This window comes from Peribacillus sedimenti (assembly GCF_046237635.1).
Lineage (GTDB): Bacteria > Bacillota > Bacilli > Bacillales > DSM-1321 > Peribacillus > Peribacillus sedimenti.
This window is the reverse complement of the sequence record NZ_CP143547.1, coordinates 4,920,001-4,936,916: the sequence shown is the minus strand read 5'-3', so window position 1 is coordinate 4,936,916 and position 16,916 is coordinate 4,920,001. Positions and strand designations below refer to the sequence as shown.

The 16,916-nt window shown below is 42.9% G+C and carries 13 protein-coding genes and 1 rRNA gene; 11 read left to right on the top strand and 3 right to left on the bottom strand.

Annotated elements, in window-relative coordinates; translation table 11 throughout:
* Window positions 1-328 precede the first annotated feature (328 nt).
* Entirely contained in the window at window positions 329-1,306 is a 978-nt protein-coding gene (gene pta / locus V1500_RS24035) for a phosphate acetyltransferase (RefSeq protein ID WP_409303296.1), read from the top strand.
* Window positions 1,307-1,811: 505 nt separating this feature from the next.
* Window positions 1,812-2,651: a biotin/lipoate A/B protein ligase family protein gene (locus tag V1500_RS24030; protein WP_409303294.1), complete on the top strand. Its 840-nt coding sequence runs from the start codon at window positions 1,812-1,814 to the stop codon at window positions 2,649-2,651.
* A 342-nt stretch (window positions 2,652-2,993) separates the two neighbouring features.
* On the opposite strand, the gene V1500_RS24025 is transcribed toward V1500_RS24030, so the two are convergent.
* The gene (locus V1500_RS24025; protein ID WP_409303292.1) at window positions 2,994-3,734 is read right to left on the bottom strand and encodes an RsfA family transcriptional regulator; all 741 of its coding nucleotides are present in this window, start codon (window positions 3,732-3,734) and stop codon (window positions 2,994-2,996) included.
* Between the two features lie 601 nt (window positions 3,735-4,335).
* Here V1500_RS24025 and V1500_RS24020 point away from each other — a divergent pair.
* A complete protein-coding gene (locus V1500_RS24020) occupies window positions 4,336-5,643 on the top strand; it encodes an HD domain-containing protein (RefSeq protein ID WP_409303290.1) in 1,308 nt (435 codons plus the stop codon).
* Window positions 5,644-5,710: 67 nt separating this feature from the next.
* The gene (locus V1500_RS24015) at window positions 5,711-6,226 is read left to right on the top strand and encodes a YwgA family protein (RefSeq protein ID WP_409303288.1); all 516 of its coding nucleotides are present in this window, start codon (window positions 5,711-5,713) and stop codon (window positions 6,224-6,226) included.
* Window positions 6,227-6,424: 198 nt separating this feature from the next.
* On the opposite strand, the gene V1500_RS24010 is transcribed toward V1500_RS24015, so the two are convergent.
* A complete protein-coding gene (locus V1500_RS24010) occupies window positions 6,425-6,610 on the bottom strand; it encodes a 2-hydroxymuconate tautomerase (RefSeq protein WP_409303286.1) in 186 nt (61 codons plus the stop codon).
* Between the two features lie 169 nt (window positions 6,611-6,779).
* Here V1500_RS24010 and V1500_RS24005 point away from each other — a divergent pair, with 169 nt between their 5' ends.
* Together V1500_RS24005 and V1500_RS24000 are read left to right on the top strand one after the other, a co-directional pair.
* The gene (locus V1500_RS24005) at window positions 6,780-7,451 is read left to right on the top strand and encodes a site-2 protease family protein (RefSeq protein WP_409303284.1); all 672 of its coding nucleotides are present in this window, start codon (window positions 6,780-6,782) and stop codon (window positions 7,449-7,451) included.
* Window positions 7,452-7,481: 30 nt separating this feature from the next.
* The gene (locus tag V1500_RS24000; protein ID WP_409303282.1) at window positions 7,482-7,994 is read left to right on the top strand and encodes a YwhD family protein; all 513 of its coding nucleotides are present in this window, start codon (window positions 7,482-7,484) and stop codon (window positions 7,992-7,994) included.
* A 233-nt stretch (window positions 7,995-8,227) separates the two neighbouring features.
* Here the strand turns inward: V1500_RS24000 and V1500_RS23995 are convergent, their stop codons facing one another.
* Entirely contained in the window at window positions 8,228-10,306 is a 2,079-nt protein-coding gene (locus V1500_RS23995; RefSeq protein ID WP_409303280.1) for a transglycosylase domain-containing protein, read from the bottom strand.
* 569 nt (window positions 10,307-10,875) lie between these two features.
* On the opposite strand from V1500_RS23995, the gene speE reads away from it, so the two are divergent.
* The 5 genes from speE to V1500_RS23970 all read left to right on the top strand — a co-directional run bounded on the left by speE (window position 10,876) and on the right by V1500_RS23970 (window position 16,906).
* Entirely contained in the window at window positions 10,876-11,703 is an 828-nt protein-coding gene (speE, locus tag V1500_RS23990; protein WP_409306104.1) for a spermidine synthase, read from the top strand.
* A gap of 66 nt (window positions 11,704-11,769) precedes the next feature.
* A complete protein-coding gene (gene speB, locus V1500_RS23985) occupies window positions 11,770-12,648 on the top strand; it encodes an agmatinase (RefSeq protein WP_409303278.1) in 879 nt (292 codons plus the stop codon).
* Between the two features lie 132 nt (window positions 12,649-12,780).
* A complete protein-coding gene (locus V1500_RS23980; RefSeq protein ID WP_409303276.1) occupies window positions 12,781-13,221 on the top strand; it encodes a DUF1934 domain-containing protein in 441 nt (146 codons plus the stop codon).
* Between the two features lie 4 nt (window positions 13,222-13,225).
* Window positions 13,226-14,896 carry an arginine--tRNA ligase gene (gene argS / locus V1500_RS23975; protein ID WP_409303274.1) on the top strand — a complete coding sequence of 557 codons (1,671 nt, stop codon included), beginning with the start codon at window positions 13,226-13,228 and terminating at the stop codon, window positions 14,894-14,896.
* A gap of 460 nt (window positions 14,897-15,356) precedes the next feature.
* Window positions 15,357-16,906 (top strand): 16S ribosomal RNA (locus tag V1500_RS23970).
* Window positions 16,907-16,916 lie beyond the last annotated feature (10 nt).

Sequence of the window (16,916 nt, the reverse complement as noted above, 5' to 3'; positions counted from 1 at the left end):
CTTTTTTAAAATTCCACCCTGAAACGACTCAATAGAGATAAAATGATCCATTTTCTAGTGAAAGACAAGATCTCCATAAATACAAATAAAGGTTTAAATAAATCAAAAAGGGAGAACATTTTAAAGGAAGGCAACTGTCATTTTTCATAATAAAAAGAAAATTCACATGGAAGCGTTGACATTTCTTACATCAATAGAAATTTTTACATGGAACGGTTATTCTAAGGAAGGAAAATACGGATCTCGAAGCCATAGTCCGTATACGGCGTTTAGCAAACATAACAAGATGGTTGAGAGCGATAATGATGGAAACGAAGGAGGATGCTCAATGAGCAATTTATTTGAAACTTTGAAAGAGAAGATTTCAGGCCATAATCTAAGGATTGTATTTCCTGAGGGCACAGATGAACGAATCCTGGTTGCTGCAGGCAGATTGGCGGAAGAAAACCTGGTTAGGCCAATCCTTGTTGGGAATATTGAAATGGTGCAAAAAAAGGCAAAAGAACTGAATGTTAACCTGGAGTCCATTGAAATTTACGACCCAGTTACTTTTATCATGATGGATGAATTGGTTGCTTCTTTCGTGGAGCGCCGAAAGGGGAAGGCAACAGAGGAAGACGCCAGAAGGATCCTGCTTGATGAGAACTATTTCGGCACCATGCTGGTCCACACCAATAATGCAGACGGTTTGGTTAGCGGAGCGGCACATTCAACTGCGGATACGGTCCGTCCTGCTCTGCAAATCATTAAAACGAAAGAAGGCGTCAAAAAAACTTCTGGAGTTTTCATCATGGTACGTGAGGGCGAAAAATACGTTTTTGCCGATTGCGCCATTAACATAGCGCCAGATAGCAGCGATTTAGCCGAAATTGCAATAGAAAGTGCGAAGACTGCACGGATGTTTGATATTGAACCTAGCGTGGCAATGCTGAGCTTTTCAACAAAGGGTTCTGCGAAATCTCCTGAAACCGAAAAGGTAGCAGAAGCCGTTGAAAAAGCAAAGCTAATTGATCCGCTTTTAACGCTCGATGGAGAATTCCAATTTGATGCAGCATTTGTTCCATCTGTGGCACAAAAGAAAGCACCTGATTCACCGATTCAGGGGAACGCAAATATATTTATTTTCCCAAGCCTTGAAGCGGGGAATATTGGCTACAAAATAGCGCAGCGCTTAGGAAACTTTGAAGCGGTAGGTCCGATTCTTCAAGGCTTGAATCGTCCGGTCAATGACCTGTCAAGAGGCTGCAATGAAGAGGATGTTTATAAGCTTGCACTAATTACTGCTGCTCAGGCTCTAACAAAGTAAAAACAGCGCTGGCTGCGCAATTTTATACTGTTCAGATTGTCGACAAAAGGGGGACGGAATGGAAGCATTCCGAACCCTTTTGTAATTTCCTTTAAGTTTTTTAGTGAAGAGTGCACCGGTTTCAAACTTTTTACCCTTGTTTTTACCCTAGCTCCAGTTGCCCCATAACTCATGACAGTGCAAATCAAGCATCACACCTGCATCGATAATTTTCCAAATCGCCTCAGCGCTGTCCAAAGCATGCCATCATTTTATGTCATCCATTTTTTAAAATGGTAATCGACAAAGCCATCACAAGATTTAAATCCAGCTGACTGAAGTGTAAGGAGCAGCAGTGACGAGAAGGCTCACCACCGTCCGTCCTGCGAAAAGTGAAGCGCCTGGAACGGAAACCAACAGACCCCTTTAACAGGCTAAATAAAAATATCCTGTAGACAAGCCCGTTTTTTCAGTAGGCGTTTGTCTATGTTATAATAGGGGATATTTACAACGAAGGAAGATAGCCATGAACGAAGTCGAATTATTGCATCAGCCGACCTGGCGTATAATTGATCAATCCTCCATGGGCCCTGCCTTTCCTGCTCTCCAATCATTTGCCATGGATGACACTTTGTGTGCTTCAGTTGGTTCTGGACATTCACCTGCTGCAGCCAGGTCCTGGGTCCATCATCAAACCATAGTTCTGGGGATACAGGATACAAGACTTCCTTTTCTTAGCAGAGGTATTGATTATCTTAATAAAATGGGCTATGAAGTGATTGTAAGAAATTCAGGCGGACTAGCTGTCGTTTTGGACAGTGGAGTTTTAAATCTTTCGCTTATCTTTCCAGAGACTCAGGGGAAGATCGATATAAACCGGGGTTATGAAACGATGTGGATACTTATCAAGCATATGTTTGCCGAATTTGGAATGAATATTGAGGCAAGAGAAATTGTCGGGTCATATTGTCCTGGCAGCTATGACCTTAGCATAGGTGGGAAAAAATTCGCCGGGATCTCACAGAGAAGAATAAAAGGCGGGGTCGCAGTTCAGATATACTTGTCAGTGAATGGTTCCGGATCGGAAAGAGCGTCTCTTGTACGCCGCTTTTATGGATTGGCGAAAGGAGACAAAGAAACCAAATTTGTTTATCCTTGCATTAAGCCGGAACTGATGGCTTCTCTCTCTGAGCTTCTGTCAGTTGAATTAACAATCTCCGATGTCATGCTGCGATTTCTGCAGGTATTAAAAAAGTTTAGTGCCAATATATATAGCAGCCAGCTTTCGCAGGAAGAATTGCCTCAATTTGAAGCTTATTATGCTAGAATAGTGGAACGGAACGATAAAGCCTTACAGATCATCTAAGTTAAAAGAAATGTTACTTACACGGATGGCCCGCCAGATGCATTTAATATTTTGCGTAAGCAGAAGAAAAAGTTAATAGATACATTTAAACCGCAACATAACAATGCTTTCAGCCCCGGCTGAAAGCATTGTTTATTTTAATCGCCAGTAGGTTGTTATCTCGGTCTCGCCTGAGCGATCCTGACGTATAAGCTACAAGCGGTGATTGAGGAAGTCTACTTAAAGTACTATAATATGGATTTAACGGTATATTTTGAATGTCTAAATGTAATTCTGGCTTGATAAGCATTTACTCTCCAAAACTCTAATGCTTAGCAGAATGCTGGTTTATTAGTCTGCCGTTTATTCAGCGAGCTTTTCAAGATTGCCATTGCGGTCCATCTTAAACTTTGTTGCTGGGCGCTCGTCGTCTTCCAGCAGTACGAGCTTCCTGGCTCTGTTCATAATTTTCATCAATGTTTCATAATCCTCTTGAATCATGCCGGTGTTTTGTTCAAGGCTGTCTACCTTTTTCTCCAGTTCATGATTGCGTTTTTTCAGCTCTCTAATCTCCAATTTCAATCTTTCGTTCTCTGACTTTAAAACTTCTGTTTGAAGATGGCTGGTATTCACAGATTGCAGATAAGCGATCACAGTATCCATCGTCATTTCTGATCCAGCTGATAGAACATGCTGGCGGACTGGTTCCTGGTAAATGACTGGCATAACCTGCATCATAGGTTCAGAAACAGGATAATTGATAGTCTCTAATTCTTCTTCGTTCATGTCCGATTCTTCAATCACAATCTCTTGAATTAACGGAGAAGGCGGGGTATAAAGAAGTTTCTTTTTCCCTCCCTGGTCCTTCCCGAGTATGCGCTGGCGTTGCTTTCTTTGTTTTTTGGCTAGTTGCAGCGCCTTGTCATAATTATGGCGGACCACTGCGTTCCAACGAAATCCACAAGCTGCTGAAGTCCTGTTAAGCTTGTCCCCAACCTCTTCGAATGCGTTTAATTGGGTGCTCCCTTCACGGACATGGCGCAATACTGTCTCGGCCAATAATAAATCGTCTTCTTCTGTCCATGCATCTTGGCGTACTTTCATTCTTTACCTACTCCCTTTCCTTTTACATAGAAATTGATAGCTTACTAATTCGTTAATATGCTAAGAATTACGGCAGGATGAACGTGCACTTAAGTCATGCCTGTCTGTTAATTACATCTTGTACATAAAATTCGATGTTTATACAGGCTACTAGTATTTTTTCAGTAATCAGATAGTATAAAAGGAAAGTTGTCCGAATCATTGCAAATAACTGAGCAGGGAGATTTGGTGGAAATCTCAGGTGAAGTGCTCGCAAGCCAGGAAACAGGAACCTGCAGAAGACATGAAGCATATTACATGCGCGGGCAATCCTGTGATTGATGAGGTTAATAAGGAAGTAACATAGCAGGGGAATCGTTTTGAAATTCTGTAGCTTCCAAAGGTGTAATACAGAGTGTTATTGCATTTTTTGGTTATGCATCCAGTAAGTAAGGGTAAAAATAAAAAAGAATATTTTTTCGTCAAAAAATGACATTTTTTATATGTTTTCAAGGTTTTGCTCACTTTATCTTCTTTAGACACGGCGCCAGGGAAAGTGGGATTTTTTATGGGAACGCGATATAATGAAAGCATGATAGACTTTGACGAATGAGGGTAGAAAATGGCATATTCCCGGGAAAAGTTAAGTGAAGAAAAGGTGTTTAAAGATCCGGTACACCGGTATGTCCATGTACGTGACAGGGTGATATGGGATTTGATCGGAACGAAGGAATTCCAGCGGCTTCGCCGTGTGCGACAGCTTGGAACTACCTATTTGACCTTCCATGGTGCTGAACATAGCAGACTTAACCATTCTCTTGGAGTGTATGAAATCGTACGCAGGATGATAGACGATGTGTTTGCTGGCAGGCCGGAGTGGGATGAAGATGAACGCTTGGTGTGCCTATGTGCCGCATTGCTTCATGATCTTGGGCACGGACCATTCTCCCACTCATTTGAAAAGGTGTTTGACCTTGACCACGAGCATTTTACACAACAAATTGTACTTGGAGATACAGAAGTAAATCAGGTGCTGCGCAAAGTGGATAGGTCGTTTCCTAAGAAAGTAGCTGAGGTAATCGCCAAAACATACGGAAGCAAGCTGGTTGTCAGCATGATTTCCAGTCAAATCGATGCAGACCGGATGGATTATCTGCAAAGGGATGCTTATTTTACCGGGGTCAGCTATGGCCATTTCGATATGGAGAGAATTCTTCGTGTAATGAGGCCCAGGGAAGACGGTGTCGTAATTAAACAGAGCGGAATGCATGCCGTAGAGGATTATATAATGAGCCGTTATCAAATGTATTGGCAGGTTTATTTTCATCCGGTTACGAGAAGCGCAGAAGTAATCCTCACCAAGATTTTACATAGAGCCAAACACCTGTATGAAACGGGTTACACTTTCCAGTTGGAACCGGTACATTTTCATTCCATGTTCAACGGCAATGTGTCCTTGGAGGATTATCTGAGAATGGATGAATCGGTCATGCTCTATTATTTTCAGATATGGGAAGAAGAAAATGACTCAATACTGCGGGATCTATGCAGACGTTTTATTAACAGAAAGCTATTCAAATATGTAGAATTCCATCCTTCAAATGATCAAATGAATAAATTGATGGAGCTGACGAGGCTTTTTAAAAAAGCCGGAATCGATCCGGAATACTATTTAGTGGTGGACTCGTCATCAGACCTGCCGTACGATTTCTATCGGCCCGGGGAAGAAGAGGAACGAGTTCCGATACATTTGCTGAAAAATAACGGAGAAATCAGGGAATTATCCCGGGAATCCGAGATTGTCGATGCGATATCCGGGAAGAGAAGGACGGACCATAAGCTGTACTTTCCGGAGGACCTGCTGCGGGATGAAACCGCTAAGAAAACAACAAAGAGACAGATTAGACAACTCCTGGATTTACAGGATTGATAACTATATTCAGGCCGTATTGGATCCTAGTCTTAGAAAAATGCAAGTAGGGTAAGGGGTGAATGCCTTGTTCAAGGAACATGCAAAAATTATCAATGCAATTTCTGTTGCTGGGGAAATCTCCGGTAGAAAGAAACTCCAGAAAATAATCTATATAGCAAAGAAAATGTCATTTCCATTCCAGGAAAAGTTTCATTTTCATTTTTATGGGCCATATTCAGAAGAACTGACTTTAAGGATTGAAGAATTATGTAATATGGGATATCTGAATGAGAAGAAGGAACAGAAGTCAGGCTATTACCAATACTGTTATTCTATTACGGACGCCGGAAAGGACTTTCTTTCCATGCATGAGCTCGATATGCCGGAACTAGAAGGCTGCCTGATCGATATGAATCAGCAAAATCCTCGTTTTTTAGAGCTTGTTTCTACCATTCTGTATTTTGATACTCTAGAGAAAGCGGAAGTTGCTGATAAGATTTTCACATTAAAGGAAAACCAAAAATACACGCTTTCCGAGATAGACCAAGCTTATGAATACATTGCAGAGCTGCAATCAAAAGCCCATCCTGTAGCTCATTAAGGATATTGAATGTATAGAACATGCTAGGCTGTCCGATTTACATGCTGCATGACAGCAGTGTTAACTGTAGTGAAAAGGACAGTTTGGCATTGTTTTTTATGACTGACTAAAAAACATTATGAGCATGCTGCCAGGCAGATCAGCAAAATGGCTATTAAATAAGCTTGGCAACAAGATCCGTTGCCAAGCTTTCTATAATTACTCGTCGCTTAAACGTTTCCCCGCAACACCGTAATGATTTTTTGACATTTCTTCAATGAACACAACTACTTTATCCTTGGGAGCACCAGTTGTCTCAACAACTGCTTCTGTCACTTTTTCAACTAAATTCTTCTTTTGTTCCTCAGAACGCCCTTCAAGCATTTTTACTGTCACATATGGCATGTATGTTGGCCCCTTTCTTCTTATGTTTGTAGTGTTTCATACTCATTTCTGAATTGCAAGCTGCTTGATTCCGTTTTATGGAAAATTTTCTGTATACCGTACAGTGTATTTTTAAATTTTATTGTCTTTCATGTATACTAACTGTAGTAAGGGAGAGTGGGTATTAGGGATGCAGGGGCTTATCGATTTTTTAGACCGTTATTTAGCATTTGAATTGGAAAAGATACCGTATGTGGTAGCAGTTTTATTAATAGCATTTACTGTGCATGAATTTGCGCATGCATTCGTAGCATATAAATTCGGTGATCCAACAGCAAAGAACCAGGGAAGGGTTACGTTAAATCCTATGAGCCATATCGACCCTTTGGGAACTCTGCTATTGCTGGTCATAGGATTTGGATGGGCGAAGCCTGTTCCGGTGAACCGGCATTATTTTAAAAGGCCGCATCTGGCAGGGGTTATGGTTTCATTTATGGGGCCTTTCAGCAACCTGATCGTTGCTTCATTGGGTTTTATCCTTTATTACGGTTTGATGTCGACTGGACTTGGCGGAAATGAATATGTTTACAACTTTCTTGATTTGCTGATACAGATCAATGTGATACTCTTTATTTTTAATCTTCTGCCGATCCCTCCGCTTGACGGTTACCGAATTTTGGAGGATCTTGCTCCGTCGCATATTCGGGCAAAGATGACACAGTATGAAGCATATGGGGCATTAATCTTTCTGATCATAGTCATAACACCTTTAAGCAATTACACCATCACACCTATTTTTCAGGTGGTTTTGCCGACAGTAATTCAAGGCATGAGCAGTTTTTTTGCCAATATATTTTTATAAAAGGTTCTCACCCAGAGGAGGAATAGAACGATGGATAACGATAAACCTAAAGAGAAGATAGGTTTTAATATTATTAAAAACGACCCTACTGAAGGCCATGGCGGTTACGGTGCAGGAGTTTTAACACTGGATAATATCTCTCCGGTCATTATAGACGTGGAGGAAGGCGAGGCCGTGGTCGATATTGGAGCCATGCATGCAAGAAGTGCGGTCGAACGGGGAATTAAATTCCTGAAAAGCAAAGAAGAAGTTCCTAATGGGAAGCCGTATTGGCTGGTATGGGTAACAATTGAGACTACTGAGACAGGACCATATTATGCGGGTGTAACAGCGTGTGAGATGACGGTGGACAGATCCATACGAAGAGGGTACAAATCGCTTCCCGAGCATGTGAATAAAATGGACAAATCTTTAAAACGGCATATAATGGTCGACCACATGGATGCCAAATCGAAAGCGTTGCTGAGTGCATTTTTGCAGCAGCATAATAAAGACATGTGGGATAGGTCTTCAGATAAATTGAAGCAGGAGCTTGCCGTTTAAATAACATATCCAATCCCTTTCCAGCAGAGAGAAAGATTGTAAAAAAGTGTTCTGATTGGTATTTTTGCACTTGTCGAAGTCATGCAAAAAAAGTAAAATTAAGACAGCGAGTAAGCGCTATGAACTAGGACAGGAAAAACCTCGAGACAACGGTATCGAGGTTTTTTCATTAGCATATTAGTCATTATTGATCACAGGCTTGCACATTTTCAGGCAGGGGGTCATCGAATTTGTTACCTTCCCCAGAGATGTAAAAACTTTTTGTACCAGGTGGCGTTGTCTTTTTCATTTGGATGGTCCCTGTTTGGGGAACCTGTGTGTCCGTCTCCGATGTGCTCCGTACAATACTCCTGCGGCTCAGTGCCTTCCACGAAATAAGTAAGTCTCTTTACAGGACACTGATCAGTTGCAATCAGTCCGTTACTTGGGTCTATATACACGCCCACCGCATGAGAGGTAGGCTTAAAAGCTTTTGACTTAGAGCTTGCCAATCCTTCTTCCATAAACTGTGCCCAGATATTCTTGGCATAGGTCTTTTCTTCAGGGACAGTGATTTTCTGTGGCTGGTCGTATCCCACCCACACACCAGTTGCGAGCTGAGGGGTGTAGCCTATCATCCAGCTGTCGTATTCTGTTGTCCCTGATTTTCCTGCGTATGTCCTAGTCAGTCGAGGAATGATGGCATTACCAGTTACCTTTGTGTATCCATTCAATTTCTCGTCAAACATGCCTGTCAGCATACTGGTCAAGACAAAGCTTCGGTCTGGATCCAGGACTTGTTTTGGCTTCCCGCCTTGTTCAAATAGCACTTCTCCTTTATGATTTTCCACTTTTCTGATGAAAACAGCCTCTATCTTTTTTCCGCCATTAGCCAACATACTGTAGGCATTGACCATTTCAATGGCTTTAACTCCGGAGGTTCCCAGAGCTGAAGAAGGAACATTCGCGACCTTAGTTGTAAGACCGAAACGCCGTGCTGTATCAATCAGTGTTTTTTCACCGAGAAACAGGTTTGTTTTAACCGCAAACACATTATCGGAGAGAGCAAGGGCCTGCGCCAGGGTGATTTCCGAATCAGCATATTGGTGATTGAAGTTATGCGGCGTATATTCGGATTTACCGCCATCATACCGAAAAGTAGTCAATTCACTTTTTAAGGTAGTAGAAGGTGTAAATCCTTTTTCAAGAGCAGCATAATAAAGCAGCGGTTTGATTGTTGAACCAGGCTGACGGGTTGACTGAGTCACCCGGTTATAAGAACTTTCATCATAGTTACGTCCACCCACCAGTGCTTTTACTTGGCCATTCCTTGGATTCATGGCAATAAGCGAACCCTGGATCGAAGAGTCCTTTGAGATAATTTCATCAAAGGATTTTTCCGCGATTTTCTGCTGTCTCAAATCAAGGGTGGTATAAACTCTTAATCCTCCCAGTTCTATGGTGCGCTCGTCCATTTTCAATTGAGTCCTTAATGCCTGTTTTACTGCATCCTGGAAGAAAGGTGCTATTGCCTTTTGTTCTGTCTTCTGCTCAGCCCTCAAATGCAGCTTTGTTCGGAATTCCTTGTTTTTAGCTTGATCTGTAAGCATTCCCTTAGAAACCATGGAGCTTAATACAATATTCTGCCTTTGCTTTGCCTTTTCCATATTTACAAAGGGAGAAAAGGAGGAGGGTCCTTTTGGGATGCCGGCTAACATACTGGCCTCTGCGATCGAAAGCTTCTTTGCACTCTTTCCGAAATAATATTGGCTAGCTGCTTCAGCCCCGTAAGTGCCGTGTCCATAATAGATTGTATTCAGGTACCCCTCCAGTATCTCTTTTTTGGAATAATTCATTTCCAGACGAAACGCATAGAAAGCCTCGTGTATTTTCCTTTTCCATGTCTTGTCATGACTTAGAAAAAGATTTCTTGCATATTGCTGCGTGATGGTACTTGCCCCTTGCACCTTAGACATTGCGCTGATATCTGCCAGGACAGCAGCGCCTATTCGCTTTATATCAAAGCCATGGTGCTCAAAGAACTGTCTGTCCTCTACAGAAATGGTAGCAGCCACTAGGTTGGGGGATATATCCTCAAGTTCAGCCCAATAACGTTTCTGTCCGTTATTGCTTTCTCCAATGAGAGTTCCGTCGCTGCTATAATATAGCGTGGATTGAGGCACTGCCAATGGAGGAGGGCCGGCCAGCTTGGCATAAATGAAAAGGCAGGCAAACAATAAAAGGATAATTGCAATTCCAATGCCCATCAGGATCACGCCTGCCCGTATATACTTTGTTGTTTTGTTAAATAATTGGCCTGTATTCAGCTCCATTAATCTTCACCACCTTGGGTTCATCTTTATAATGGCTGTCTTCTGCGATGAGAGACGCCTGGCTGAATAGAATGCCGTCTCATCTTGCATTAAAAATGAAACGAAAAAACCTATAAAAGAGATTATTAGTCAGTATGAATTTAATTGGTTTGTTTTAAACCTACGGGCCGGAAATTGAAAAAAATTTCTTGCATTTTTGGGATATTGCACTATACTTTTTCTAGTTAGTGAGCAAAACAAAATAGGTATGACACCATTTGGGGATTTTTGCTATACTTCCTTTTGTAATTCAAAAACTATCAATTCGTCATATTGGGTGTATGCGTTATTTGCTGCATTTTGATTAGTTCTGTTCAAAGCACTTGTGCTTTAATGGTTTCTGGCTCAGTGCCTAGCCTCGACGCAAGGATGCTCAAGTGCCAATGTTGCCACAGGACGTGGCAGGTTATGCTTGAAGACCATCTTAACTGGGCACTTACGCTTTTATATGCTGTTTGTATTTTAGTTGTTAGGGAATGTTAATAGTGGTGTGAAATAACAACATAACATACGAAAGGAAGCGATCAGTGATGGGTATCTGGTTTACAGAAAAGCAGACGGACAACTATGGCATCACAATGAAAGTGAACCGCACTTTACATACAGAACAAACTGAGTTTCAAAAGCTAGATATGGTAGAAACAGAAGAATGGGGTAATATGCTTCTTCTTGATGAAATGGTTATGACATCTCAAAGAGATGAGTTTGTATATCACGAGATGGTAGCGCATGTGCCGCTATTTACTCATCCTAATCCAGAAAATGTTCTTGTTGTCGGTGGAGGAGACGGAGGAGTGATCCGTGAAGTCCTTAAACATCAGAGTGTGAAAAAGGCTACTTTGGTCGATATTGACGGGAAGGTTATAGAGTATTCGAAAAAGTATCTTCCTGAAATTGCAGGGAAATTGGATGACTCCCGCGTGGATGTTCAAGTGGATGACGGCTTTATGCATATTGCAAAAAGTGAAAACGAATATGATGTAATCATGGTTGATTCAACAGAACCGGTTGGACCTGCTGTAAATCTGTTTACAAAAGGCTTTTATGCTGGCATTTCAAAGGCTTTAAAAGAAGACGGCATTTTTGTCGCCCAAACAGACAATCCGTGGTTCAAGGCTGAATTAATTACTGACGTACAGAGGGATGTAAAGGAAATCTTCCCGATCACACGTCTATATATTGCAAATATCCCTACGTACCCAAGCGGTCTATGGACATTCACTATCGGTTCCAAAAAATATGATCCGCTTGAAGTAAGTGAAGAGCGCTTCCATGAAATTGAAACAAAGTATTATACGAAAGAACTTCATAAAGCGGCTTTTGTGCTTCCTAAATTTGTCCAAGACTTAATCAAATAAGCTATTCCAATAGGAGAGGGGATGCATTGATCTCCTTTCCTTTTTTTATATGAAGGAGGATTTTTTATGAGATTTGACGAAGCGTATTCTGGTAATGTTTTTATTAAGAGCCATCCTGATTTTGAAGAATCTGAGGCTGTGATATACGGAATGCCGATGGACTGGACTGTAAGCTATCGGCCTGGTTCCAGGTTCGGTCCCGCAAGGATTCGAGAGGTTTCTATTGGGCTTGAAGAATATAGCGCCTACCTGGACCGTGAACTGGAAGAAGTGAAATATTTTGACGCAGGAGATATTCCTTTACCATTTGGAAATGCGCAAAGAAGTCTTGATTTAATTGAAGAATTTGTAGGGAAAGTCCTTGATTCCGGCAAATTTCCGCTTGGGATGGGAGGAGAGCATCTGGTCGCATGGCCGGTAATGAAGGCAGTATACAAGAAATATCCTGATTTGGCCATTATCCATATGGATGCGCATACAGATCTGCGTGAGGAATATGAAGGTGAACCACTTTCCCATTCAACTCCTATCCGGAAAATAGCAGAACATATCGGCCCTAAAAATGTTTATTCTTTTGGTATCCGCTCTGGAATGAAGGAAGAATTCCAATGGGCCAAGGAAAATGGGATGCATATTTCAAAATTCGAAGTGCTGAAACCACTTAAGGAAATATTGCCATCCTTGGCCGGCCGTCCGGTTTATGTGACAATTGACATAGACGTATTGGATCCAGCCCATGCTCCTGGAACGGGAACTGTAGATGCAGGAGGGATTACATCTAGAGAATTGCTGGCATCGATCCATGCCATCGCAAAGTCAGATGTTAAGGTAGTTGGGTGCGATTTAGTAGAAGTGGCGCCAGTATATGATGTATCTGAACAAACTGCGAATACGGCAAGCAAGCTTATTCGTGAAATGATTTTGGGATGGGTCCAAAAACGTTAATGATATGTCTTAAGCCCGGCTCTTTTAAGAGCGGGCTTTTTATATTTAGTTGCCATTATGTAAGTTGAAACTTATGGCAAGAATAATTATACTTATTAAGTTATAGGACGATTGATTAAGGAAGTGTAGCCCTTGTCTTTACAGGACACAGAAAAACTGAAAGTTAAAGTTACCCTTCAGACTACCATCCAAAATGGTAAAGAGAAAGAATCTTATGAATTGGTTACATCAGGAACTGTACTTATAAAGAAAAATGATATTTATCTGCAATACACAGAAGAAACTGAAGCGGGCAAGACCAACACAACCATTAAATATAAAAACGCAGAGGCCCTGTTAATGAGGGGGGGAGCTGTTAAAATGCGGCAGCTATTTCGCCCAGGCGGTATTACACGGGGCCACTATGAAAGCTTATACGGTACCTTGCCGATGGTAACAAAAACGAAATCCATTCACCATGTGTTTTTCGATGAACAGAATGAAGGCGAATTTACTTTTCATTATGAGTTAATCATGCAAGAAGAGTCATTAGGTCATTACATAATGGTCATAAAGTATAAGGAGGAGGAGTAGGGTCATGAATATTGTAAAAGAGGTTCAGGACAAAGTAAAAAATGAGATTAAAGAAGCCGTTATAAAGGCTGGTCTGGCGACTGAAGACCAAATTCCTGATGTTATATTGGAGATGCCTAAGGATAAGGCACATGGAGATTATTCGACAAATATGGCAATGCAATTGGCCAGGGTTGCAAAAAAAGCACCCCGGATGATTGCTGAAGCACTAATAGAGAACTTTGACCGCTCGAAGGCTTCCATAGAGAAAATCGAAATTGCCGGCCCGGGATTCATTAACTTCTATATGGACAATGATTATTTAACAGAGTTGATTCCAGCGGTACTAAGTGCTGGTGAACGTTACGGAGAAAGTGATTTTGGCAATAAAGTCAAAGTGCAGGTAGAGTTTGTTTCAGCAAACCCAACAGGGGACCTTCACCTTGGACATGCACGCGGTGCCGCTGTCGGTGATTCCCTGTGCAATGTCTTGGAAAAGGCCGGGTTTGATGTAACGAGGGAATATTACATAAATGATGCAGGCAACCAGATCAATAACCTTGCAAAATCTGTAGAAGCAAGATATTACCAGGCTCTTGGGATGGATAAGCCAATGCCGGAGGATGGGTACCATGGCGAGGATATCATCGGGATCGGAAAGAAGTTGGCACAGGAACACGGTGATAAGTTTGTAAAAGCAGATGAAAAAGAGCGTTTTGACTTCTTCAGAGAATATGGTTTGAAGTATGAAATGGAAAAGTTAAAGCGGGATCTTGAGAATTTCCGCGTTAAATTTGATGTATGGTACTCAGAAACATCACTATATCAAAATGGCAAAATTGACGCAGCTTTATCTGTGTTAAAAGATAGGGGCCATATCTATGAACAGGATGGAGCTACATGGTTCCGTTCTACCGAGCTAGGGGATGACAAGGACCGTGTTTTGATCAAGCAGGACGGATCTTATACGTATTTAACTCCTGACCTGGCTTACCATAGAGATAAGCTGGAGCGTGGGTTCCAGAAACTGATCAATATCTGGGGTGCTGACCATCATGGCTATATACCGCGTATGAAGGCTGCCATTGAAGCATTAGGATATGAACGGGACCAGTTGGAAGTCGAAATCATTCAATTGGTTCATTTGTACAAAAACGGCGAAAAAATGAAAATGAGTAAACGGACAGGGAAAGCGGTGACCATGCGTGACCTAATTGAAGAAGTAGGATTGGATGCAACCCGTTATTTCTTTGCCATGAGGAGTGCGGACACGCACATGGATTTTGACTTAGACCTGGCTGTCTCTCAGTCAAATGACAACCCTGTGTTTTATGCGCAATACGCTCATGCAAGGATTTCAAGCATTCTTCGCCAGGGCGAGGAGTTGAATATTAATGTAGGGGACGCTGCCGATTTTTCGTCGATTTCATCCGAGAAAGAAATGGAGCTTCTGAAAAAAATCGGTGAATTCCCTCAGGCAATCGCCGAAGCTGCTGACAAGCGAATGCCTCATCGTATTACTAACTATATTTATGATCTTGCCTCTACCTTCCATAGTTTTTATAATGCGGACAAGGTATTGGATGTTTCAGAAATGGAGAGAAGTAAAGCGAGAGTGGGATTGGTTAAAGCTGTACAGATCACCCTGAAAAATGCTTTAGCATTAATCGGAGTATCAGCGCCGGAAAAAATGTAAACAGTAGAGGATCTTCATTGTGAAGGTCCTCTTTATATATTTGTAGAACACGGTCAAAAGTTATTTGAGAAAAGTTATTGACTTTCATAGTAATACAGGGTATTCTTTATTAGTCGCCAATTTCAATGATTAAAAAAGTTGTTGTTGAAACTGATGTTGACAAAGTTCTCTACATGTTCTATACTAAGGAAGTCGCTTAGCAATATGGCGATTAAGACATCAGAAATAATTTCGTAGAAGTTGACATCTGATTGAAAGTATGGTAAGATAATAAAGTAGTGATAATTGCTCTTTGAAAACTGAACAAAACAAGCGCCAGATTCTTGTTTCTTTTTAGAAATAAGACGTCTAAATGATAGTGAGTACACACTTTAAAAGTACAAGAGTTAAGGATCATCGGCTAAGATCGTCACGTCCTGTGACAACGCCGATGTTAGCACATCCATGTGCGTCACAAATTCTATCGGAGAGTTTGATCCTGGCTCAGGACGAACGCTGGCGGCGTGCCTAATACATGCAAGTCGAGCGGACAGAAGGGAGCTTGCTCCCGGAAGTCAGCGGCGGACGGGTGAGTAACACGTGGGCAACCTGCCTGTAAGACTGGGATAACTTCGGGAAACCGGAGCTAATACCGGATAGGTTCTTCCCCCGCATGGGGGAAGATGGAAAGACGGTTTCGGCTGTCACTTACAGATGGGCCCGCGGCGCATTAGCTAGTTGGTGGGGTAATGGCCCACCAAGGCGACGATGCGTAGCCGACCTGAGAGGGTGATCGGCCACACTGGGACTGAGACACGGCCCAGACTCCTACGGGAGGCAGCAGTAGGGAATCTTCCGCAATGGACGAAAGTCTGACGGAGCAACGCCGCGTGAGCGAAGAAGGCCTTCGGGTCGTAAAGCTCTGTTGTCAGGGAAGAACAAGTGCCAGAGTAACTGCTGGCACCTTGACGGTACCTGACCAGAAAGCCACGGCTAACTACGTGCCAGCAGCCGCGGTAATACGTAGGTGGCAAGCGTTGTCCGGAATTATTGGGCGTAAAGCGCGCGCAGGCGGTCCTTTAAGTCTGATGTGAAAGCCCACGGCTCAACCGTGGAGGGTCATTGGAAACTGGGGGACTTGAGTGCAGAAGAGGAGAGTGGAATTCCACGTGTAGCGGTGAAATGCGTAGAGATGTGGAGGAACACCAGTGGCGAAGGCGACTCTCTGGTCTGTAACTGACGCTGAGGCGCGAAAGCGTGGGGAGCGAACAGGATTAGATACCCTGGTAGTCCACGCCGTAAACGATGAGTGCTAAGTGTTAGAGGGTTTCCGCCCTTTAGTGCTGCAGCAAACGCATTAAGCACTCCGCCTGGGGAGTACGGCCGCAAGGCTGAAACTCAAAGGAATTGACGGGGGCCCGCACAAGCGGTGGAGCATGTGGTTTAATTCGAAGCAACGCGAAGAACCTTACCAGGTCTTGACATCCTCTGACTTCCCTAGAGATAGGGCGTTCCCCTTCGGGGGACAGAGTGACAGGTGGTGCATGGTTGTCGTCAGCTCGTGTCGTGAGATGTTGGGTTAAGTCCCGCAACGAGCGCAACCCTTGATCTTAGTTGCCAGCATTCAGTTGGGCACTCTAAGGTGACTGCCGGTGACAAACCGGAGGAAGGTGGGGATGACGTCAAATCATCATGCCCCTTATGACCTGGGCTACACACGTGCTACAATGGATGGTACAAAGGGCAGCGAAGCCGCGAGGCCGAGCCAATCCCATAAAGCCATTCTCAGTTCGGATTGCAGGCTGCAACTCGCCTGCATGAAGCCGGAATCGCTAGTAATCGCGGATCAGCATGCCGCGGTGAATACGTTCCCGGGCCTTGTACACACCGCCCGTCACACCACGAGAGTTTGTAACACCCGAAGTCGGTGAGGTAACCTTTTGGAGCCAGCCGCCTAAGGTGGGACAGATGATTGGGGTGAAGTCGTAACAAGGTAGCCGTATCGGAAGGTGCGGCTGGATCACCTCCTTTCTAAGGATAT

Bases quoted from the DNA above. Each gene is read 5' to 3' on its own strand.
- pta (WP_409303296.1), top strand. From the start codon at position 329: ATGAGCAATTTATTTGAAACTTTGAAAGAGAAGATTTCAGGCCATAAT.
- V1500_RS24030 (WP_409303294.1), top strand. From the start codon at position 1,812: ATGAACGAAGTCGAATTATTGCATCAGCCGACCTGGCGTATAATTGAT.
- V1500_RS24025 (WP_409303292.1), bottom strand. From the start codon at position 3,734: ATGAAAGTACGCCAAGATGCATGGACAGAAGAAGACGATTTATTATTG.
- V1500_RS24020 (WP_409303290.1), top strand. From the start codon at position 4,336: ATGGCATATTCCCGGGAAAAGTTAAGTGAAGAAAAGGTGTTTAAAGAT.
- V1500_RS24010 (WP_409303286.1), bottom strand. From the start codon at position 6,610: ATGCCATATGTGACAGTAAAAATGCTTGAAGGGCGTTCTGAGGAACAA.
- V1500_RS24005 (WP_409303284.1), top strand. From the start codon at position 6,780: ATGCAGGGGCTTATCGATTTTTTAGACCGTTATTTAGCATTTGAATTG.
- V1500_RS24000 (WP_409303282.1), top strand. From the start codon at position 7,482: ATGGATAACGATAAACCTAAAGAGAAGATAGGTTTTAATATTATTAAA.
- V1500_RS23995 (WP_409303280.1), bottom strand. From the start codon at position 10,306: ATGGAGCTGAATACAGGCCAATTATTTAACAAAACAACAAAGTATATA.
- speE (WP_409306104.1), top strand. From the start codon at position 10,876: ATGGGTATCTGGTTTACAGAAAAGCAGACGGACAACTATGGCATCACA.
- speB (WP_409303278.1), top strand. From the start codon at position 11,770: ATGAGATTTGACGAAGCGTATTCTGGTAATGTTTTTATTAAGAGCCAT.
- argS (WP_409303274.1), top strand. From the start codon at position 13,226: ATGAATATTGTAAAAGAGGTTCAGGACAAAGTAAAAAATGAGATTAAA.